Annotated in this window: 19 protein-coding genes and 1 pseudogene; 4 read left to right on the top strand and 16 right to left on the bottom strand. The window is 65.0% G+C overall.

From position 1 onward, the window contains the following. Positions 1–4: 4 nt before the first annotated feature. The 6 genes from QJT78_RS09120 to QJT78_RS09095 all read right to left on the bottom strand — a co-directional run bounded on the left by QJT78_RS09120 (position 5) and on the right by QJT78_RS09095 (position 7,534). Positions 5–331, bottom strand: a complete 327-nt coding sequence (locus QJT78_RS09120; RefSeq protein WP_008139644.1) for a rhodanese-like domain-containing protein — start codon at positions 329–331, stop codon at positions 5–7. Between the two features lie 303 nt (positions 332–634). Beyond that, the gene (locus tag QJT78_RS09115; protein ID WP_028146684.1) at positions 635–2,563 is read right to left on the bottom strand and encodes a potassium transporter Kup; all 1,929 of its coding nucleotides are present in this window, start codon (positions 2,561–2,563) and stop codon (positions 635–637) included. Positions 2,564–2,703: 140 nt separating this feature from the next. Next, positions 2,704–4,602 (bottom strand): potassium transporter Kup, encoded by a 1,899-nt coding sequence (locus QJT78_RS09110; RefSeq protein ID WP_028146685.1) that lies wholly within the window; start codon positions 4,600–4,602, stop codon positions 2,704–2,706. A gap of 273 nt (positions 4,603–4,875) precedes the next feature. Next, on the bottom strand, positions 4,876–5,706 hold the full coding sequence (locus tag QJT78_RS09105) for a flagellar motor protein MotB (RefSeq protein ID WP_014496126.1): 831 nt from the start codon (positions 5,704–5,706) through the stop codon (positions 4,876–4,878). A 25-nt stretch (positions 5,707–5,731) separates the two neighbouring features. Further along, the gene (locus tag QJT78_RS09100; RefSeq protein ID WP_028146686.1) at positions 5,732–6,505 is read right to left on the bottom strand and encodes a MotA/TolQ/ExbB proton channel family protein; all 774 of its coding nucleotides are present in this window, start codon (positions 6,503–6,505) and stop codon (positions 5,732–5,734) included. A 243-nt stretch (positions 6,506–6,748) separates the two neighbouring features. Then, positions 6,749–7,534, bottom strand: a complete 786-nt coding sequence (locus tag QJT78_RS09095) for an SDR family NAD(P)-dependent oxidoreductase (RefSeq protein ID WP_049807478.1) — start codon at positions 7,532–7,534, stop codon at positions 6,749–6,751. 100 nt (positions 7,535–7,634) lie between these two features. On the opposite strand from QJT78_RS09095, the gene QJT78_RS09090 reads away from it, so the two are divergent. Continuing rightward, on the top strand, positions 7,635–7,928 hold the full coding sequence (locus QJT78_RS09090) for a hypothetical protein (RefSeq protein WP_028146687.1): 294 nt from the start codon (positions 7,635–7,637) through the stop codon (positions 7,926–7,928). 16 nt (positions 7,929–7,944) lie between these two features. On the opposite strand, the gene QJT78_RS09085 is transcribed toward QJT78_RS09090, so the two are convergent. From QJT78_RS09085 to QJT78_RS09070, 4 genes and pseudogenes are all read right to left on the bottom strand, one after another. Next, a complete protein-coding gene (locus tag QJT78_RS09085; protein WP_028146688.1) occupies positions 7,945–8,664 on the bottom strand; it encodes an RraA family protein in 720 nt (239 codons plus the stop codon). A gap of 221 nt (positions 8,665–8,885) precedes the next feature. Further along, positions 8,886–9,767 carry a phosphatidylcholine/phosphatidylserine synthase gene (locus QJT78_RS09080; protein WP_028146689.1) on the bottom strand — a complete coding sequence of 294 codons (882 nt, stop codon included), beginning with the start codon at positions 9,765–9,767 and terminating at the stop codon, positions 8,886–8,888. 80 nt (positions 9,768–9,847) lie between these two features. Beyond that, positions 9,848–10,555, bottom strand: a pseudogene (locus QJT78_RS09075) (phosphatidylserine decarboxylase); the annotation flags it as partial. Positions 10,556–10,632: 77 nt separating this feature from the next. Beyond that, the gene (locus QJT78_RS09070; protein ID WP_028146691.1) at positions 10,633–12,591 is read right to left on the bottom strand and encodes an ABC transporter ATP-binding protein/permease; all 1,959 of its coding nucleotides are present in this window, start codon (positions 12,589–12,591) and stop codon (positions 10,633–10,635) included. A gap of 201 nt (positions 12,592–12,792) precedes the next feature. Here QJT78_RS09070 and QJT78_RS09065 point away from each other — a divergent pair, with 201 nt between their 5' ends. After that, a complete protein-coding gene (locus tag QJT78_RS09065; protein ID WP_028146692.1) occupies positions 12,793–13,398 on the top strand; it encodes a TIGR00730 family Rossman fold protein in 606 nt (201 codons plus the stop codon). A gap of 4 nt (positions 13,399–13,402) precedes the next feature. Here QJT78_RS09065 and QJT78_RS09060 read toward each other — a convergent pair whose 3' ends face one another. The 4 genes from QJT78_RS09060 to cysS form a co-directional block, all read right to left on the bottom strand. Next, on the bottom strand, positions 13,403–13,780 hold the full coding sequence (locus QJT78_RS09060) for a VOC family protein (protein WP_028146693.1): 378 nt from the start codon (positions 13,778–13,780) through the stop codon (positions 13,403–13,405). Positions 13,781–13,938: 158 nt separating this feature from the next. After that, entirely contained in the window at positions 13,939–15,537 is a 1,599-nt protein-coding gene (cimA, locus tag QJT78_RS09055) for a citramalate synthase (protein ID WP_028146694.1), read from the bottom strand. Continuing rightward, a complete protein-coding gene (locus QJT78_RS09050; RefSeq protein WP_028146695.1) occupies positions 15,534–16,025 on the bottom strand; it encodes a GNAT family N-acetyltransferase in 492 nt (163 codons plus the stop codon). Before QJT78_RS09050 ends, cimA begins: the two co-directional genes overlap by 4 nt. Positions 16,026–16,140: 115 nt before the next feature. Continuing rightward, positions 16,141–17,523 (bottom strand): cysteine--tRNA ligase, encoded by a 1,383-nt coding sequence (gene cysS / locus QJT78_RS09045; protein WP_028146696.1) that lies wholly within the window; start codon positions 17,521–17,523, stop codon positions 16,141–16,143. Between the two features lie 289 nt (positions 17,524–17,812). On the opposite strand from cysS, the gene QJT78_RS09040 reads away from it, so the two are divergent. Next, entirely contained in the window at positions 17,813–18,118 is a 306-nt protein-coding gene (locus QJT78_RS09040; protein ID WP_028146697.1) for a hypothetical protein, read from the top strand. 130 nt (positions 18,119–18,248) lie between these two features. Continuing rightward, positions 18,249–19,448: a DUF2865 domain-containing protein gene (locus QJT78_RS09035; protein ID WP_028146698.1), complete on the top strand. Its 1,200-nt coding sequence runs from the start codon at positions 18,249–18,251 to the stop codon at positions 19,446–19,448. A gap of 54 nt (positions 19,449–19,502) precedes the next feature. Here QJT78_RS09035 and QJT78_RS09030 read toward each other — a convergent pair whose 3' ends face one another. After that, positions 19,503–20,411, bottom strand: a complete 909-nt coding sequence (locus tag QJT78_RS09030; RefSeq protein ID WP_028146699.1) for a DUF2189 domain-containing protein — start codon at positions 20,409–20,411, stop codon at positions 19,503–19,505. A 240-nt stretch (positions 20,412–20,651) separates the two neighbouring features. Further along, positions 20,652–20,903 carry a hypothetical protein gene (locus QJT78_RS09025; RefSeq protein WP_028146700.1) on the bottom strand — a complete coding sequence of 84 codons (252 nt, stop codon included), beginning with the start codon at positions 20,901–20,903 and terminating at the stop codon, positions 20,652–20,654. Positions 20,904–20,949: the final 46 nt, after the last annotated feature.

The raw sequence follows: 20,949 nt of genomic DNA, 5'->3' as shown, positions 1-20,949 counted from the left end.
GAGGTCAGCCACCGACCTTGCTGGGAAGACCCGCCGCCTTCCAGCCGAGCATGCCACCGGCCAGATGCTTGTCGTAAGGCAGGCCCGCGGCCTGCGCCGCGAGCGAGGCCGTCACCGAGCGTTTTCCGGAGCGGCAGGCGAACACGACCTCCTTGCCCTGGGGATCGGGGATCGCCTTGGGATCGAAGGTCGAGAGCGGCACGACGACGCCATAGGGATAGGCCTCGGCCTCGACCTCGTTCGGCTCGCGCACGTCGACGAGGAGATAGCGCCCTTCCGCGACACCCTTGGAGACCTCGTCCGGGGTCAGATCCTGTACCTGATTTGCCACATCATCCTCCAACGTCCGAGCCTGCGCCGGGTCGATCCCGGCGGCCGGCAACCTCGCCTCTCGGCAGGCGAAAATCAAGCGCGACAAAGGCTTGAGCTGCATGCCGCAAGTTAAAGCTAAATCGCAGCGACTTGAAGTGCGGCTTTCAGGATGCCTGAAACTCCTGCTTCGCACCTCGCCCCGCATCCGGTGTCATTCCCCGCGAAAGCGGGGAATCCAGTGCGCCGCGGCTCCTCGGTTCTAGCCGCGCCGTTTCTGGAACACTGGGTCGCCCGGTCAAGCCGGGCGACGACGGCGGTGGCTCTAGATCGTCACCTGGGTACCGACCTCGACCACGCGGCCGGAGGGGATCTGGAAATAGTCGGTGGCGTCGTTGGCGGAGCGGCTGAGCGAGATGAACAGCCGGTCCTGCCAGCGCGGCATGCCGGAATGAGCGGCGGGCTTGAGCGCCCTGCGCGACAGGAAGAACGAGGTCGACATGATGTCGAACTGCCAGCCGAGCTTGCGGGCGATCGCCAGCGCCTTCGGCACATTGGGCGATTCCATGAAGCCGAACTTCAGCGTCACCTTGGAGAAGGTCGGCGAGATCTGCTCCAGCCTCACCCGCTCGGCTGGATCGATCCGCGGGGTCTGCGCGGTCTCGATGGTGAGAATGACATTCTTCTCATGCAGAACTTTGTAGTGTTTCAGACTATGCATCAGCGCGGTCGGGGCGCTGAGCGGGTCCGAGGTCAGGAACACCGCGGTGCCGGGCACGCGCTGCGGCGGCCGCTTCTCCAGCATCGCCACGAGATCGGCGAGCGGGAATTCGAGCTTGCGCGACTTCTCGAACAGCAGGCGGCTGCCGCGCCGCCACGTGTACATCAGGATGATCATGAGCGCGCCGAGCGCGAGCGGCACCCACCCGCCCTCGAACACCTTGAGCAGGTTGGCAGCGAGGAAGGTCAGGTCGAGGAACAGGAACGGCACGATCAGGGCGGCGGCAGCGAACGGCGACCACTTCCAGACCTTCCAGATCACGACGAAACCCATCATCGCCGTGACCACCATGGTCCCGGTAACGGAGATGCCATAGGCCGATGCCAGCGCGCTGGAGGAACGGAACAGCAGCACCAGCAGCACCACCGCGACCAGCAGAAGCTGGTTGATGCGTGGGATGAAGATCTGGCCCGAATGGGCTTCAGAGGTATGGCGAATTTCGAAGCGCGGCAGCAACCCGAGCTGAATCGCCTGACGCGTCAGCGAATAGGCACCGGTGATGACGGCTTGGCTCGCGATAACAGTGGCGGCGGTGGCGAGAACGACCATGCAGCCGCGGAAAAAGCCTTGCGGGAACAGCTGGAAGAACGGGCTCACGATCGCGCCGGGATCGCCGAGGACGAGAGCGCCCTGCCCCAGATAGTTCAGCGCCAGCGACGGCAGCACGATGAACAGCCAAGCGGTCTGGATCGGCCGCTTGCCGAAATGGCCGAGGTCGGCATAGAGCGCCTCGGCACCGGTGACCGCCAGGAACACGGCGCCCAGCGTCACGAAACCGATGATGCCGTGGTGGAACATGAAGGACACGGCGTAGAGCGGGTTCAGCGCGAACAGCACCTGCGGCTGCTCGATGATCGGGTGGATGGCCGCGATCGCGATCACCGCGAACCAGACGCACATCACGGGACCGAAGAACGCGGCGACGCGGGCGGTGCCGCGCGACTGCACGGCGAACAGGCCGACCAGGATGATCACGGTCAACGGAACGATGTAGGGCTCGAAGTGCAGGGTGACGTCCTTCATGCCTTCGATGGCCGACAGCACCGAAAGCGCCGGCGTGATCACGGCGTCGCCGTAGAACAGGGCGCCGGAAATGATGCCGAGCAGGACGATGGTCGCCCCGCCGGTGCCGACCGCGCGCTGGGCCAGCGCCATCAGCGCCAGCGTGCCGCCCTCGCCATTGTTGTCGGCACGGAGCAGAATCACGACGTATTTGAGCGTCACCACGACGATGAGCGCCCACAGGATCAGCGAGAGCACGCCGAGCACGGCCGCCGGCGTCGGCACCCCCTCCGCGCCCGAGGCCGCCATCACCGCCTCGCGGAACGCGTAGAGCGGGCTGGTGCCGATATCGCCGTAGACGACGCCGATGCTGCCGAGCGTCAGCGCACCGAAACGGGCGGTGGTGTGGGCTTCGCCATGCCCATTGGCCGCCGCCGTTTCCGGGGCGGAAATCGCTACGTCACTTGTCATGGGAGAGCCCAGTGGCCTCTAGAATGCTTCACTGCACAACGGCGGAAGAGCGCGCGGCTTATAGTCCTGCGCTGCCGGCATAGCCTAGCCCGATTTTGGGCCCTTGCCATGCAAAATTTGCATGAGTTGGCCAATTGCGTTCAGATGGTGACTTGGGTGCCGACTTCAACCACCCGCCCGGTCGGAATCTGGAAATAGTCGGTGGCGTCGTTGGCGGACCGGCTCAGCGCGATGAAGAGGTGATCCTGCCACAGCGGCATGCCCGACTGGGCCGAGGCCTTGAGCGATCTTCGCGACACGAAGAACGAGGTCGACATGATGTCGAACTGCCAGCCCTGCTTGCGCGCGATCGCCAGCGCTTTCGGGACGTTCGGCTGCTCCATGTAGCCGAAGCGCAGCCTGACCTTGGAGAACTTGTCGCTGATCTTCTCCATGCGGAACCGCTCGGACAGGTCGACCCGCGGCGTGTGCGCGGTCTCGATGGTCAGGACCACGTTGTGCTCGTGCAGCACCTTGTTGTGCTTGAGATTATGCAGCAGCGCGGTCGGCACGAAGGCGGGATCGCTCGTGAGGAACACCGCGGTGCCCTTGACGATGTGCGGCGGGCGCTTTTCGAGGCTGCGGATCAGGTCGTCGAGCGGCACCTCGATCCGGCGGGTCTTCTGGAGCAGGATGCCGGTCCCTTTGCGCCAGGTCCAGATCGTTCCCGCCATGACGACGCCGAACAGCAGCGGCACCCAGGCGCCCTCGAGCAGCTTGAGCAGATTGGCGCTGAAGAAGCTGATGTCGACCACGACGAAGGGCACGATCACCGCCGCAGCCGTCGCAGCGCGCCAGTTCCACAGCTTCCAGATCACGACGAAGCCCATGACGCCGTCGGCGACCATGGTGGTGGAGACCGCGATGCCGTAAGCCGAAGCCAGATTGCTGGGGGTGTGGAACAACAGCACCAGCAGCATCACGCCGATCAGCAGCAGCCGGTTCACACGCGGCAGATAGATCTGGCCGGCATGGGTCTCGGAGGTGTAGCGCACCTCGAAGCGCGGCAGGAGGCCAAGCTGCACCGCCTGATAAACCAGCGAATAGGCGCCCGTGATCACGGCCTGGCTCGCGATCACGGTCGCCGCGGTCGCAAGTCCAACCAGCGGCAGCACCAGACTCTCGGGCACCATGCGATAGAACGAATGCTCGATCGCGCTGGGATCGGACAGCACCAGCGCGCCCTGCCCGAAATAGTTGATCAGGAGCGCGGGCAGCACGAAGAACATCCAGGCCGACTGGATCGGCTTGCGGCCGAAATGGCCGAGATCGGCGTAGAGCGCCTCGCCGCCCGTCACCGCCAGGAACACGGCGCCGAGCGTCACCAGGCCGATCGTGCCGTGCGACAGCAGGAATTGCAGCGCGTAATAGGGATTGATCGCTGCCAGCACCGACGGATCGTCGGCGATGTGCACGGCACCCATCACCGCTAGAACGGTGAACCAGACTACCATCACCGGCCCGAAGGCCGAGGCCACCAGCGCCGTCCCCTTGCTCTGGACCGCGAACAGCAGCACCAGGATGATGACGGTGAGCGGCACGACATAGTGTTCGAAGGCGGGGGTCACGAGTTTCAGACCCTCGACCGCCGAGAGCACCGAGATGGCCGGCGTGATCATGGAATCGCCGATGAACATGGAGGCGCCGACCACGCCGAGCGCCATCAGAAACCAGCTTCGCCGCCCGAGCGCGCGCTGGCCGAGTGCCATCAGCGAGAGCGTGCCGCCCTCCCCGTTATTGTCGGCGCGCAGCAGCAGCAGAACGTATTTGGCGGTGACGACGATAAAGAGCGCCCAAAGGATCAGCGAAAGCACGCCGAGCACCATGACCCGCGAGACCGGCTCGCCATGGGCCGCGGCCTTGACCGCCTCGTGGAATGCGTACAGCGGCGAGGTGCCGATATCGCCGAAGACAACGCCGATGCTTCCGAGCGCCAGGCCCCAGAAACCCGAGGTGACCGGCCCGTCCTGAGCGTCGGTCGATGTGATGCTCGCCGTCATGTGAGATGAGAAACGCTTCTTCCCGAGAATTGATCCGGCGCCTTTTGACCGTTCCGGCGCGCCTGTCAATCGGCACACCACCATAGCAGCCGCCGGGGCGGATGCTGTGACGGCGTAGCAACGATCGTTGTTAGCGCGACGACATGCCTCAGGTAAGATGGTAGCGCAAGTGCCTAGAGCCTTCCGCTCTGCGGGAAGCGAAGCGGGCCTCGAGATTCCAGGTTCGACGCGTTTTCTTCACGCGAAACCGGCGGCCGCTTCGCGCGAAACGCTCTACGGCTTCAAATTCGGCGGCAGCGGCGGATCCTCGCGCATCAGCGTAATCGTCACCCGCCGGTTGGCCGCGAGCGAGGGATCGTCCGGAAACAGCGGCTGGGTGTCCGCCTTGCCGGCGACGGCGAAGATGTGGGACGGCGGCAGGCCCTCGCGTTCGAGGATCTGACGCACGGCATTGGCGCGATCGGCCGACAGGTCGAAGGCGCCATAGTCGCTGCGGGTCGGCACGAATCCGGCCGCGGTGTGGCCGGCGATGGAGACACGGAGTGGTGTTGCCTTCAGCGGGATCGCGAGCTTCTCGATCAGGCGGCGGGTGCGGTCATACGGCACCTTGGAGCCGTCGGCGAACATCGAGCGGCCATCCTGGTCGACGATCTCCAGGTTGAGGCCCTGCTTGGTCTCCTCGAACATGATGTGCTTGGACATCTCGGTCAGTTCCGGCATGTCCTGCAGCGCCTGGCGCAGCGAGGCGGCGGCAAGCGCGAAATTGCGGTCGACCTTGATCTTCGCGCCCGAGGTGCGGTCGCGGTCCTCCTGATCCGGCGTCGGCGTGTTGGAGGCGTCCTCGGGCTGGATGTGGTCGACGTTCTTCAGCCGCGGGCGCGTCGGCAGGCCGTCAGACTCGACGATACCGGCGTAGCGCGCCTCGCTCTGCACACCGAATGCGTCGCGCATGGAGCCGGCGACGATCTTCAGCTTGTTGGCGTCCTGCGTCGAGAACGCGACGAGCATCACGAAGAAGCTCATCATCAGGCCCATCAGGTCGGCGAAGGTCACGAACCAGCCGTGACCGCCACCGTGAGCATCGCCGCGCTTCTTCTTGGCCATCTCTCGAGATCCCGGGCGGCGGCTTTTACGCCGGCACCGGCTCGCCTTCGGCGTGACGATGCTTCTCCGGCAAATAGGCCAGCAGCATTTCGCGCACGAGCGTCGGGCTCTTGGAGTCGCGGATCATCAGGATGCCGTCGATGATCAGCGTGCGGTTGGTTTCCTCGTCGAGCAGCTTGCCGTGCAGCTTGTCGGCGATCGGCAGACAGAACAGGTTCGCGACGAGCGCACCGTACAGGGTTGCGAGCAGCGCGGTCGCCATGAACGGGCCGAGCTTGGAGGGATCGGTCATGTTCGCGAACATCTGCACCATGCCGATCAGGGTGCCGATCATGCCGAAGGCCGGGGCGCAATCGCCGATGGCGCGGTAGATCTTGCTGCCTTCGTCGAGGTGCATGAGGAAGTTGTCGCGGTCGCGCTCGAGATTGTCGCGGATGAAGTCGAGGTCGTAGCCGTCGGCGACGTAGCGGATGCCCTTGGCCAGGAAGGGCTCGTCGGTCTCGACCTTTTCGAGGCCGACCGGGCCCTGCTTGCGGGCTATCTCGGCGATGCGGGCGAGCTCGTCGACGAGGTCGTGCGCCGACAGGCGGCTCATGGTGAAAGCGAACTTGGCGCCGAGCGGAAGGCCGTGCAGGAGCGCGCTGAGCGGAAAGCGGATCATGGTGGCCGAGACCGAGCCGCCGAAGATGATGATCATGGCATGTTCGGAGATGAACATGTGGAGGTCGCCGCCCATGAAGATCATCGCCGTAATGACGATGATGCCCGCAATGAGCCCGACGCTCGTCATGATATCCATGGGACACTCCAACGCGAACGCAACAACGGCCGTCCTGGCCGCTGGCGCGGCCCAACCCCGAACCGCATCGGAAACCCTAGAGCGACGCCCTTAAAGCCGCGTAAAGGTTAAGTTGAGCCGGGGCGCCAGACCGGCGCAGCGCGCTGACAGGACGCCGGCTTTGCCCGCGACCGGCAGGAATCTCAACACTTCGCTAACCATGATTGCGGCGCGCCAGGACGGCAGCTCAGGACGAGAGCCCGGTCAGCTCGATCGCGCACCGGCATCGTAGGCCTGCGGATTGGCGCGCGTCTCGTTCATGCCGTTGAAGAACAGCCCGCTCTTGCCGGCGACATCGTCGCCTTCGACGAGGTGCAGGATCGCCGCTCCGCCCTGCTCCACCGTCGAGATCGGCGTGATGCCGCCGGCGCGCACCATCGTGGTGTTCATGTAGGTCGCCGGATGCAGCGCGTTGACGGTGATGCCCATGCGCTTCAATTCCTCCGCGAAATCGATGGTGAACATGATCTGCGCGAGCTTGCTCTGGGCGTAGGCGCGCGAGCCGCTGTAGCCCTTGCTGATCATGACGTCGTCGAAGTCGATCGGATGCTGACCGAGGGAGGCAACATTGACGACGCGCGAAGGTGCTGCGGACGTCAACAGCGGCAGCAGCAAGTGCGCAAGCAGGAAGCCCGAGAGGTAATTCACGGCAAAGCGCAGTTCATAGCCGTCCGGACTCTCCTGCCGTTGCGGTCCGTCGTTCTGCGAGCCGATGCCAGCATTGCTGACGAAGACATCGAGACGCTGGTGATCGCGGATAACGGCGGCGGCGAGCTCTCGCGTGCCTGACATCGACGACAAGTCGGCCTGGTAGAATGTCGGCGCAGCGTGGCCGGCCTGCACGATCTGGTCGATCAGCGCCTTCGCGCGCACGGCATCGCGGCCGTGGATCAGGACCCTCGCACCTGCTTCGGCCAGTCGGTGCGCGACGTAGCGGCCGACGCCGTCCGTCGAACCGGTGATCAGGACGGTTTTGCCAGTCATCTTCATTGAGCGTCCTCCGACTGCGGCCCTGCGCCACATCCGCGACGACAGATCATGCAGTATTCTGTCGCCGGGCGGCATGCTCCATCGCAGGAGCCGTTTTGCCATGTTGACGCTGTTCGGTCTTCTCACCGCGCTGCCCGCGGTACTGGCGCTCCACCTGCTCGAGCCAGGGCTCGTCCTGCCGGCATTCAGCGTCTTGCTGTTTGTCGAGGCGGGCTTTGCCGTGATCGCAGCGCGCTTGATTCACGTCCCTGATAATGCCGACAACATCACCCTCTGGGATCTCGCCGGCGGCTTCACCTTGATCGGATGCGCCGCCGCAGTCTTCGGCGAGCCGGATCAGGCCGCCCTGTTTTTGACGGAACAGGGCGGCCCGCGGCCGGCAACGCGGCCCTAAGTCGTTCAGTCGCCCCTTAGTGAATCTCCGCCGAGCGCTTCAACGCGGCCTTCAGCTTCTCCAGCGAGAAGTCAGGGCTGCGCGCGATCTCCAGGATCGGCGTCTCGCGGCGGCCGCAGAGTTCGGCAGCCTCAGGAAGCTTTGCCGCGATGTCGAGCGGGATCACGATGGCGCCGTGCTGGTCAGCATGGATCAGATCGTCGGATTTCACGGTCATGCCGGCAACGCGGACCTCGCCACCAAAACTTTCCGCATGCACCCAGGCATGCGACGGGCCGATCGAGCCGGCCAGCGCCTGGAAGCCCGGGGCCCATTGCGGGATGTCGCGGATCGAGCCATCGGTGATGACGCCGAGGCAGCCGAGCGCCTTGTGCACGTTGCTCTGCACCTCGCCCCAGAACGCGCCGTAGCCGACGTCGGGACCGTCGATGTCCTGGATCACCGAGATGCGCGGACCGTGGCCGGTGCCGACATATTCGTAATATTCGATGCGGCGCTTGGACTGCTCTTCGGCCGGCAGCGAGGACTTCAGCACCGAGCGGATCGCAACCGTGCGGGCGTAGCCGACGATGGGCGGAAGGTCGGGAAATGGGCAGACCAGTTGCTTGGTGGTGTAGCCGATCAACCGGCGCTCCGGCGCCACGATCTCCATGGCATTGCAGATCGTCGGGGTGTCATAGCGGCCCAGCGCTTCGAGGACGGCAGCGGGCAGCGGCCCGGTCGCGGTATCAGTCACGGCGTTCTCTCCCAGATTGGCGGCCGCTGTTGGCGCGGTGCCGCCGGCACAGGGCGATATAGCCGAGATCGGGCTTCAACCCAACTCGGCCGCCTTCATGGCAGATATCCGCGAAAACCGCTCAGTGCATGATCCGGAAAAGTGCGCAGCGGTTTTCCGAAAAGATCATGCTCAAACAACGACCTAAAGCGCGATGACGATCAGCCAAATCTCATCGCGCTTTAGTGCAGCCGTCCGGGCCGGTCGTCGTCGAGCGGCGGCTCCGACAAATTGGCCAGCGTCGGCGCCGAAGGCGGCGACGGGACCTCGCCTCCCGACGGCGCGGTGGCTGCCATCGCGCGCGCCTGGTCGCGGTAGGATTTGTAGCCGAGCGGCAAACCGAGCAGATACAGCACCGTGCCGATCGACAGCACGTGCCAGGGATAGGCGATCAGGATAGCGATGAAGACGATCACCGCGACGAACGCCGGCAGCACCAGTTCGGGCGGCACGCGCATACGCTTGGTCTTGCCGGAGAATACCGGCAGGCGCGACACCATCAGGAAGGCGATCAAGAGCGTATAGGCCGCCGTCACCGCTGCGGGCAGCCGACCGAGATCGAGAAACGCGACGTAGATCGGCAGCAGCACCGTGATCGCGCCGGCCGGCGCCGGCACACCGGTGAAGAAATTGGCGGCGAAGGCGGGCTTGTTCGGATCGTCCATGGTGGCGTTGAAGCGCGCGAGCCTCAAGCCCCCGGAGATCGCGAACACCATGGCAGCGATCCAGCCGGCATTGCCGAGCTCATGCAGCTGCCAGAAGTACAGCATCAGGCCGGGAGCCACGCCGAAATTGACGAAGTCGGCGAGGCTGTCGAGCTCGGCGCCGAACTTGGACTGGCCTTTGATCATGCGCGCGACGCGACCATCGATGCCGTCGAGCGCGGCCGCGAACACGATGGCGTAGACCGCGAGCGTCATCCGCCCCTCGATCGACAGCCGGATCGAGGTCAGGCCGGCGCAGATCGCCAGCAGCGTGATGACGTTGGGCACCAGCATCCGCACCGGGATCGGGCGGAACCGCCGGCGGCGTACGTCAGGATCTTTGAAATCGTAGGGGGTCATGGCTTACCTCAAGGCGAGATATAGCAAGCCCCGTCCCCCTCCGCCATTGCGGCGGAAGGCCCTGATGCACCGACCAATGGTTAATTGGCGCGGTAGGCGCGGCTTGGGTCGTCCCCGGCAAGATCGGCCAAAATCGTCTCTCCGGCGATCGCGGTCTGCCCTTCCGACACCAGCGCCTTGGTGCCCAGCGGCAGGTAGACGTCGAGGCGCGAGCCGAACCGGATCAGGCCAAACCGCTCGCCCGCCCCGATCGCCTGCCCTTCCCTGACGAAGCAGACGATGCGCTTGGCGACGAGCCCCGCGATCTGGATCACGCCGATCTTGGCCGTCGGCGTCGTGATCACGAGCGAGTTGCGCTCATTATCCTCACTCGCCTTGTCGAGCTCGGCGTTGATGAACAGGCCCGGCCGGTAGGCGATGCGGTCCACCCTGCCCGCGATCGGGCTGCGGTTCACATGGCAGTTGAACACGCTCATGAACACCGAGATGCGCGGCAGCGGCCGGTCGCCGAGCCCGAGCTCGGCCGGCGGCAGCGCCATGGTGATCATCGAGACGCGACCGTCGGCCGGCGACACCACGAGCCCCTCGCGCACCGGCGTCACGCGCACGGGGTCGCGGAAGAACAGCGCGCACCACACGGTCAGGATCGTGCCGATCCACCCGAGCGGCGACCACAGCCAGAACAGGATCAGGCTTGCCAGCGCAAAGCCGCCAATGAAGGGATAGCCTTCCTTGTGGATCGGCGGGATCTGACGCTGGATCGAATCGAGGATGGACATCGCTATCTGCCGCCTGGAAGTTGATGGCGCCGGGTCGCCCCCGCGCGGTGGAGTTGTTTAGGCCAGAGTTGGGACCCGAGACAAGGTCACTCCGCGGCCGCTGATGCCGCGAGGGCGTCGTCGACCGGCGGCGGCTCCCGGTTGGGCGCCTCGCTGGAATCCGCCATCTTGGCCAGTTTCTCGCGTGCCGCCTCGGCCTCGCGCTGCCTGTTCCACATGCTGGCATAGAGGCCGCCCTGCGCGAGCAGCTTGGCGTGGGTGCCCCGCTCGGCGACGCGGCCCTGCTCCAGCACGATGATCTCGTCGGCGCCGACGATGGTGGAAAGCCGGTGTGCGATCACCAGCGAGGTGCGGTTCTTCGCCACGCGGTCGAGCGCGCCCTGGATCTCGTGCTCGGTGTGGGTGTCGAGCGCCGAGGTCGCCTCGTCCAGCACCAGGATCGGCGGCGCCTTGAGCACGGTGCGCGCGATGGCGACGCGCTGCTTCTCGCCGCCCGAGAGCTTCAGGCCGCGCTCGCCGACCTGGGTCTCGTAACCCATCGGCGCCATGCGGATGAAATGGTCGATCTGCGCCAGCCGCGCCGCCTCTTCGACCTCGGCATCATCGGCATCCCAGCGGCCGTAGCGGATGTTGTAGCGAATGGTATCGTTGAACAGCACCGTATCCTGCGGCACCATGCCGATCGAGGCCCGCAGTGAATCCTGCGTGACCTCGCGGATGTCCTGGCCGTCGATCAGGATCTTGCCGCCGGAGACGTCGTAGAGGCGGAACAACAGACGCGAAATCGTCGACTTGCCCGCACCGGACGGGCCGACGATCGCGACCGTCTTGCCGGCGGGCACCTCGAAGCTGATGCCCTTGAGGATCGGCCGCGTCGGCTCATAGGCAAAGCGCACGTCCTCGAAACGCAGATTGCCGGCCGAGACCACCAGCGGCTGCGCATCGGGCATGTCCTTGATCTCGGCCTCGCGTCCGATCACGCCAAACATCTTCTCGATGTCGATGATCGCCTGCTTGATCTCGCGATAGACCATGCCCATGAAATTCAGCGGCTGGTAGAGCTGGATCATCATGGCATTGACCAGCACGAAATCGCCGACCGTGTTGGTGCCGTTGCGCACGCCGATCGCGCACATCAGCATGGTCGCGGTCAGCCCGAGCGTGAAGATCACGGCCTGGCCGGTGTTGAGCACCGCGAGCGAGGTATAGGCTTGAACGCTCGACTCCTCGTAGCGCGCGACCGACTTGTCGTAACGCTGCGCCTCGCGCGTCTCCGCGCTGAAATATTTCACGGTCTCGTAGTTGAGCAGCGAGTCGATCGCCTTGGTGTTCGCCTCGGTGTCGGAATCGTTCATCTTGCGGCGGATGCCGATCCGCCACTCGGTCGCGATGTAGGTGTAGTACATGTAGACCGCGACCGTGATCAGCGTCGCCACGACGTAGCGCCAGTCGAACTGCCACAGCAGCACCGCCAGCAGCAGCGTGACCTCGACGATGGTCGGGATCAGCTGCAGGATCACCATGCGCACGATGACCTCGATGCCCTCGCGGCCGCGCTCGAGCACGCGCGTCAGGCCGCCGGTCTTGCGCTCGAGGTGAAAGCGCAGCGACAGCTCGTGCATGTGGATGAAGGTGATGGTGGCGAGCTTGCGCACCGCATGCATGGCGACGCGGGCGAAGATGCCGTCGCGCCATTGCGTCAGCACCGCCATCAGGATGCGCGTCACGCCATAGCTTGCGGTCAGCAGCAATGGCGAGGCGATCACCCAGAGGTGCCAGTTGTCGGGCTGCACCGGCGCGGTATTGGCGCCGGTCAGCGCATCCGTCGCCCATTTAAAGCTGAACGGCACGGTCAGCGTGACCAGCTTGGCCACGAGCAGCAGCACCATCGACCAGACCACCCGCATCTTCAGGTCGACACGGTCGCCCGGCCAGATATAGGGCCACAGATGCGCCAGCGTGCCCATCAGCGTGGCCCGCTCCAGCGGTCCCCCGGCGGGAGGATCGGGAACGTCTGCGCCGTCGAACGATTGAGGTTGGTCCATCAAGAAGCCTGAAAGCCCGCCGGGTGCGGGCAGCGTTACGATTTGCGATTTTCGCCCGTCATATAAAGCCTTCCCGATGCCAGCGCACCCCGCCAGATGGCGAATCTTTGATTGTTTGTCGCCATTTACCGGTAGATTTCCGGGGGATCCGAATCACCGATTGGGCTTGACGCCCCTTCGCTGCAATGCATCATGGCACCAATGAGCACGATCAAAACTGTCTGTGTCTATTGCGGCTCCGGCCCAGGAACCAATCCCAGCTTCACCGAAGGCGCCAAGGCGTTCGGCAAGGCCCTCGCCGAGAACAGCATCCGCCTGGTCTATGGCGGCGGCTCGCTCGGCCTGATGGGCTCGGTCGCGACCTCCGTGCTCGATCACGGCGGCACCGTCACCGGCATCATTCCCGAATTCCTGCGGAAGCGCGAGAACGCGCTGACCCGCGTGCAGGAGATGATCGTCACCCCCGACATGCACGAGCGCAAGCGGCTGATGTTCGAGCGCTCCGACGCCTTCGTGGCGCTGCCGGGCGGCGTCGGCACGCTCGAAGAGCTGGTGGAGCAGCTGACCTGGAAACAGCTCGGCCGTCACGCCAAGCCGGTGCTGCTCGCCAACTTCGACAATTTCTGGGAGCCGCTGTTCTCGCTGCTGTCGCACATGCGCCAGACCGAGTTCATCCGCGCCGGCCTTTCGGTCGACATCCTCAAGGCCGATCGCGTCGAGGATATTCTGCCGAAGCTGAAGGCGGCAGCGGCACAGATCGCCGAATCTGAAACGCAGCTCGCCCCGGAAGTGGCGCGCAAGCTCTAGCGCCTTACTCCGCCGGAAACGTCACAGCCTCGATCCGGTTGCCATCGGGGTCGATCACGAAGGCCGCGTAGTAGCGCACGCGGTCATGCGGACGGAGGCCCGGCGCGCCGTCGGACGCACCGCCGGCGGACAGCGCCGCGGCGTGAAACGCATCGACCTCGGCCGTCGTCTTCGCCCGCAGGCAGATGTGCACGCCGCTTCCCGGTGGGACGTGTGGCATCCCCTCGCGCAAATTGATCCAGAATTCCGGATAGGCCTTGCCGAAGCCGATCGTCCGCGGCCGCACGACGAGGCGCGCGAGGCCGAGGGCGGCGAGTGTGGCTTCGTAGAATTTTGCGGAGCGATCGAGATCGGTGACGCCGACGGAGATGTGGTCGATCATATAATACCCCCATCCATCGTTGCCGGCCTCTCCCCACTCTCCGCTGTCATCGCCCGCGAAGGCGGGCGATCCAGTACTCCGAGACGCCGCGGCGTTACGGAGAAGCCACGGCGTACTGGATACCCCGCCTTCGCGGGGTATGACAGCCGTTGCGGGTCTTACGCCGGCGCCCCCGACTTCACGAGCTTGTAGATCACCGAGTCCATCAGCGCCTGGAACGAGGCGTCGATGATGTTCGGGGACACGCCGACCGTGGTCCAGCGATCGCCGTTCTCGTCCTCGCTCTCGATCAGCACGCGCGTGACCGCGCCGGTGCCGCCGTTGAGGATACGGACGCGGTAGTCGATCAGCGTCAGGCCCTCGATGTACTTCTGGTACTTGCCGAGATCCTTGCGCAGCGCGACGTCGAGCGCGTTGACGGGGCCGTTGCCTTCGGCGGCCGAGATCAAGCGCTCGCCGGCGACGTCGACCTTGACCACTGCAAGCGCGACGGTGACGCGCTCGCCGTGCGAATTGTAGCGCTGCTCGACGTTGACGTCGAACTGCTCGACCTCGAAGTAATGCGGCACCTTGCCGAGCGTCCGGCGCGCCAAGAGGTCGAACGAGGCGTTGGCGGATTCATAGGCGTAGCCGGCCGCCTCGCGCTCCTTCAATTCCTCGACCAGCCGCGTCAGCTTGGGATCGCTCTTCTCGTAGGCAATGCCGGCCCGGTCCAGCTCCGCGATGACGTTGGAGCGTCCGGCCTGGTCTGACACCAGCACCTTGCGATGATTGCCGACCAATTCCGGCAGCACATGCTCGTAGGTCTGCGGGTCCTTCAGCACGGCGGAAGCATGAATGCCGGTCTTGGTGACGAAGGCGCTCTCGCCGACATAGGCCGCATGCCGGTTCGGCACGCGATTGAGCATGTCGTCGAGGGTGCGCGAGACCTTGACGAGAGTAGCGAGCTTTTCGGACGTGACGCTGATCTCGAAGGCGTCGGAAAACTCCTTCTTGAGCTTCAGCGTCGGGATCAGCGAGCACAGATTGGCGTTGCCGCAGCGCTCGCCGAGACCGTTCAAGGTGCCCTGGATCTGCCGCGCGCCGGCGCGCACCGCGGCGAGCGAATTGGCCACGGCCTGCTCGGTGTCGTTATGGGCGTGGATGCCGACATGGTCGCCCGGGATGTGCTTCGTCACCTCGGTGACGATGGCTTCGATCTCGTTCGGCATGGTGCCGCCATTGGTGTCGCACAGCACCACCCAGCGCGCGCCGGCCTCATAGGCGGCCTTGGCGCAGGCGAGCGCGAAGGTTGAATCCTCCTTGTAGCCGTCGAAAAAATGCTCGCAGTCGAGCATGACCTCGCGGCCCGCGGCCTTCGCCGCCGCGACGCTGTCGCGGATCGACGCCAGATTTTCTTCCTTCGTCGTCTCCAGCGCGACGCGCACCTGATAGGCCGAGGACTTCGCTACGAAGCAGATCGCATCGGCCTTCGCTTCGAGGAGCCCGGCCACGCCGGGATCGTTGGAGACCGAGCGCCCCGCCCGGCGCGTCATGCCGAAGGCGGTGAAGCGCGCATGCTTGAGTTTGGGCTTGGTGCCGAAGAACTCGGTGTCGGTCGGATTGGCGCCGGGATAGCCGCCCTCGACATAGTCGATGCCGAGATCGTCGAGCATCGCCGCGATGACCTGCTTGTCGGTCAGGGTGAAATCGACGCCGTTGGTCTGCGCCCCGTCGCGCAGCGTGGTGTCGAACAGATAGAGACGCTCCTTGCTCATTGCGCGGCTCCGAGCGTCTTCTTCATCGTGGTGTTGGCGAGCCACTCGTCGTTGATGGTAATGCTGTTACGCTGCATGGCGACATAGCCGCGCTTGGCGAAGAAGTTTTGCGCGGTGTCGCTGGCATCGACCGACAGGCTGGTCGCCCCGCGGCCGCCGGCGAGCTTTTCCAGCGCGTCCACCAGCATGGTCGCGATGCCCTGACCGGTCACGGCGGGATGCACATAGAGCATGCGGATGTGATCGGCCCCGCGCAGCGAGGCGAAGCCGACGGGCGAGCCCTCCAACGTGGCGACCAGCGTCAGGTCGGCCGCGAGCCGCTTGCCGAACTCCTCGGTTTCCGCCGCTTCCATCCAGGCCTGCTGCTGCGCCTCGTTGTAGTCTTCGCCGGTCAGCTCCTCGATGCTTGCCGTGAAGATCGCGGCGAGGACCGGCACGTCATCAGGCAGGAACGGCCGCAAGCCGGGTTTTGGCAAAGTCTGTCCCATCGTCTTCACCACATCCCATAGAGTTTCAACGCCAGCGCCACAGCGGCCGCGAGCAGCAGGATCTTCAGCGCGATGTAATAGAGCCAATGTCTTGGGAAAGGCGTGTCGGGCCGCTTCATCGCGCGACCTCCCAGGTCGTCCCGTCCTTGGAGTCCTTGATCGCAACGCCCATCGCGGCAAGCAGATCGCGAATGCGGTCGGATTCTTTAAAGTCCTTGCGGCTACGGGCGGCCGTCCGCTCCGAGATCAGGCGTTCGACTTCCTTGGCATCGACCCCGCTGGCCTGCTGCTTGCGCCCTTCCCACTGCGCAGCGCTTTCGGAGAGGAAGCCGAGCAGGCGCAACGAGCCCGCCAGCGCGCTCGCGTCGCTGCCACGCAGGCCGTGCAGCGCCGCGATCGCCAGCGGCGTGTTGAGATCATCGAGCAGCGGCTCGACCACGGACGCGGCCGGCTGGCCGGGCTCGGCGTCGGCCGCGACCCGATACCAGTCGTCGAGCGTCCTGGCGCTCTCCTCCAGCGACTTCAGGGTCCAGTCGATCGGCGAGCGGTAATGCGTCTTCAGCATGTTCAGGCGCAGCACCTCCCCCGGCCAGTCCGCGAGCAGTTCGTGGATGGTGACGAAGTTGCCGAGCGACTTCGACATCTTCTCGCTCTCGACCTGGAGGAAGCCGTTGTGCATCCAGTAGTTCGCCATGCGCTGCTGGTCGAAGGCGCAGCAGGTTTGCGCGACCTCGTTCTCGTGATGCGGAAACACGAGGTCGATACCGCCGCCATGGATGTCGAAATATTCGCCGAGATGCTTCCAGGCCATGGCCGAACACTCGATATGCCAGCCCGGGCGACCCTGCGCAGCGATGCCGGCCGGCGACGGCCATGACGGCTCGCCCGGCTTGGACGGCTTCCACAGCACGAAGTCGGTATTGTCCTTCTTGTAGGGCGCGACGTCGACGCGGGCGCCGGCGACCATCTCGTCCAGCGAGCGATTGGACAGCGCGCCATAGCGCGGCAGGCCGGAATTGGCCGCGTTCATCGCCTGCGGCGAGAACAGCACGTGATCCTCGGCTGCATAGGCAAAGCCACCGGCGATCAGCCTCTCGATGATCTCGCGCATCTCGCCGATATGCTCGGTCGCGCGCGGCTCGACGGTCGGCCGAAGCGCTCCGAGCGCGTCGACGTCGGCGTGAAACTGCTTGCCGGTCTGCTCGGTGACCTTGCGGATCGCCTCGTTGAGCGGGAGCCCCGGAAAATCGCGCGCGGCGCGGTCGTTGATCTTGTCGTCGACGTCGGTGATGTTGCGGACATACGTCACGTGCGCCGCGCCATAGAGATGGCGCAGCAGCCGAAACAGCACGTCGAACACGATCACCGGCCGCGCATTGCCGATATGGGCGAAGTCGTAGACGGTCGGTCCGCAGACATACATGCGGACGTTCTTTGCATCGAGCGGCACGAAGGTGCGCTTGTCCCGGCTCAGCGTATCGTAAAGGCGCAATTCCATATGGATACCCGTCGGCTGTTGGCCGGGCGTCCGAGGCTCTCAATGTTTTTGAGAAAAGACGGCTCCAGCCAGCGAATCGCTAGCTCGTAATCTCGCGGCAAATGCCACAAATGGCGAGGAGACCGTACATGCGGCCACATATGGGCTATCAGGCGCCCCCGCGTCAAGACAGCCGCGAAAACGCCGTTCTATCTCCGCAAAGCACGGCCGCCCCGCCTTGATGGTTCATCATCCTTAACCTTTTGAGTTTACTTGGAACCCGGCGGTTCCCTAAAGCCCCGGTGCACCCATGCGATCCCTGCTCGCGCTCGTCTCCTGTGCCTCCATCATCGCGGCATCCAGCGCGTTCGCCGAGACCCGCGTCTTCATCATCGCCAACCAGGCGGACGGCTACGGTGTCGACCAGTGCCTCGCCAAGGGTGAGAAATGCGGCGCACAGGTCGCGCGTACCTATTGCCAGTCACGCGATTTTGCCCAGGCGTCGGCCTATCGCCGGGTCGATCCCGACGAAATTACCGGCTCTGTCCCCAAAACCGGCGCAAACTGCTCCCATGGCCGTTGCGACGAATATGTCGCAATCACCTGCCAGCGCTGAATTCCGTCGGAGCTGGCGGACCTTAGGACCAGTTTTCGGCCCCTGAAACGACGTGACGATGCCGCAGGAAGCGGCTATTGGAGGGCGCGCGTCGGCCCCCAAAATCACGCTGGGCCGTGACCTCGCTAGAATGGCGGATATGCCTGAATTTTTGTCTCTCTCCCGTGCTCGCTCCATCCTTGCCTGCACCGTGCTTCTGAGCACGGTCGTGCTCGCCAACGGCGCTTTCGCGCAAGCCGGCCCGCCCGGCCCGCCGCCTCAGCCTGGCCAGAACGGGCTCGGACCAAATCCGATGTGCGTGCGGCTGGAAGGCCAGCTCGCCGGGCTCGATCGTGGCGGCGGCGGTGGCGACCCCGCGCGCGAAGACCAGATCCGCCGCTATCAGGATTCCCAGGCCAAGCAGCAGGCCGAGCTCGACCGCGTCACCATGCAGGCCAAGCGCATGGGCTGCGATTCCTCCGGCTTCTTCTCGCTGTTCAACGGCCAGTCGGCGCAATGCGGCCCGGTCAACACCCAGATCCAGCAGATGCGCGCCAATCTGGACCAGATCACCGGCAATCTCGAACGCCTGCGCGGCGGCGGCCCCGGCGGCTTCAGCCCGGAGCGCGACAACCAGCGTCGCTCGGTGCTGGCGGCGCTGGCGCAGAACAATTGCGGCCCGCAATATGCCAACGCCGCGCAATCGCAAGGCGGCGGCAACTTCCTGAACAATCTGTTCGGCGGTGGCGGCAACAACCCCAACAATCCGCAAAGCGTGCCGCCCTCCGATCTCGGACCGCAATCCGGCACCTACCGCACCGTGTGCGTGCGCACCTGCGACGGCGCCTATTTCCCGGTCTCGTTTGCCACCGTGCCGGCGCGCTTCCCCGACGACGAGAAGACCTGCAAGGCGCTGTGCCCGGCCGCGGAAGCCGTGCTCTACACCCATCGCAATCCCGGCGAGGACATGAACTCCGCGGTCTCCATCAGCGGCCAGCCCTACACGGCGCTGCCGACCGCGTTCAAATTCCGCAGCGAGTTCAATCCGTCCTGCTCCTGCAAGGCCGCGGGCCAGACCTGGGCCGACGCGCTGAAATCGGCCGACGACAAGGCTGCGGCCGAGCAGCAGGGTGACATCATCGTCACCGAGGAGAGCGCCAAGAAGATGCAGCAGCAGCGGCTCAACAAGGGCACGCCTGCGACTGCCAAGAAGGGCGCGGCCCCCGCGCCGACGACGGCCAGCGCACCGGCTGCGGCCGCGCCCGCGGATACCGGCACGGCCACCCCGCCGTCGGAAAACAAGCCGATCCGCTCTGTCGGTCCGACGTTCCTGCCGCAGCAGCAGAAGTAGGCCCTAACCCGTCATGCCCCGCGAAGGCGGCCGCCAGGTGCGGCCGTTTCGCTGTTACTGCTTACCCTCGCGGCTCCACGGGAAGAGATTGGCCGGAAAGTCCGCTGCGTAGCGCTTTCCCTTCGGGGGCGGCGGCGGCTCGTCCGGTGGATTCGGGTTCGGCTCGACCACCCGCCGATAGAGGTGCCAGGTGGCGTGACCGAGCACCGGCAGGACGACGGCGAGACCGACGAAGAGCGGCAGCGAGCCGATCACGAGCAGCGCCGCGACGATGAGGCCCCATCCGGCCATCGCAACCGGATTCGCCGCCACCGCCCGGAGCGACGTGCGGATCGCGTCGATCGCAGTCGCATGCCGGTCCAGCATCAACGGAAACGACACGACGCTGACGCACAAGGCCACGACCGCAAACAGGAAGCCACAACCGCAACCGACGATGATGAGCGACCAGCCTTCCGGCGTCGTCAGCACCCGCGTTGCGAAGTCGGGAATGCTTGCGGCTGCCGCGTGACCGAAGATCGTGACATAGATTGCGTTCGCGACACCGATCCAGGCCCCGAACAGGACCAGCAGGAGCACGCCGAGCTCGACCATGGCGCCGAACGACGGCGCGCGCAGCACCTTGATCGCATCCCATGCATCGACCTCCTCGCCGCGCTCGCGACGCCGGCTGAGTTCGTAGAGACCGATCGCGGCAAAGGGGCCGATCAAGGCAAAGCCGGCAGCCAGCGGAAACAGGAGCGGCAGCACCGAATAGCCGAGAACCATCCTGAACAGGACGAGACCGAGAACGGGATAAATCACGCACACGACGATCGCGTGGCTCGGCATCGCCTGGAAATCCTCCCAACCCAGGCGTAGGGCCTCGGTCAGGTCGGACAAGCTGATCTTGCGAATGGGATAGGAGGCCGCTTCGCCGAACAGGTGCCGCTTTACGATGTTGTCGGAATAAAGAGTGGCCATGGACACACCCTCCTCTGCTGAAAGTCGCGGCGGCAAACGGCGCGCTTTCCGGCCGCGCGTATCCGCCCTTATGTGCGGGAGACGCGATCGAGCCGAGTACGGCAGTTCCAGGCTCAACGAGGAAGGAGCTTAGCCGGACGAAACTCGTCGCGACCTGCGCTCCGAGCTTAGCGTGCGCGATCTGGAATGACCAGCGCTCCCGGCTGGGTGAATTGTGCGTCGCATATTTTGTGCGATGCATCACATCGAGAATGCGACCGACGCTCGCCAGCTTGCACGGCAACGTGGATCGCCCACGCCGCCTAAGCGTGTTGACATGCTATTGACGCCGGGTTCGCGGGGGATCATTTTAAAAGTCTGGACGCCCCCAGCGGTCGCGGTCTTCTTCTTGAACATCGCGACTGGTTGAATGGGCGAGGCAAGAGGCGCCGCGATGGCGCATATGTCGGCATAGATGTCCGCGTAGAGAAAGTCCGCCATCGCGACAGACATGAGCTCCGCCCTGGATTCGTATCCGTAGCCTTCGATGGCAAGGATG

It is taken from the genome of Bradyrhizobium sp. Mp27, assembly GCF_029953005.1.
Lineage (GTDB): Bacteria > Pseudomonadota > Alphaproteobacteria > Rhizobiales > Xanthobacteraceae > Bradyrhizobium > Bradyrhizobium barranii.
Note: the sequence above shows the minus strand (reverse complement) of the source record. Positions and strands in the feature narration are given on the sequence as shown.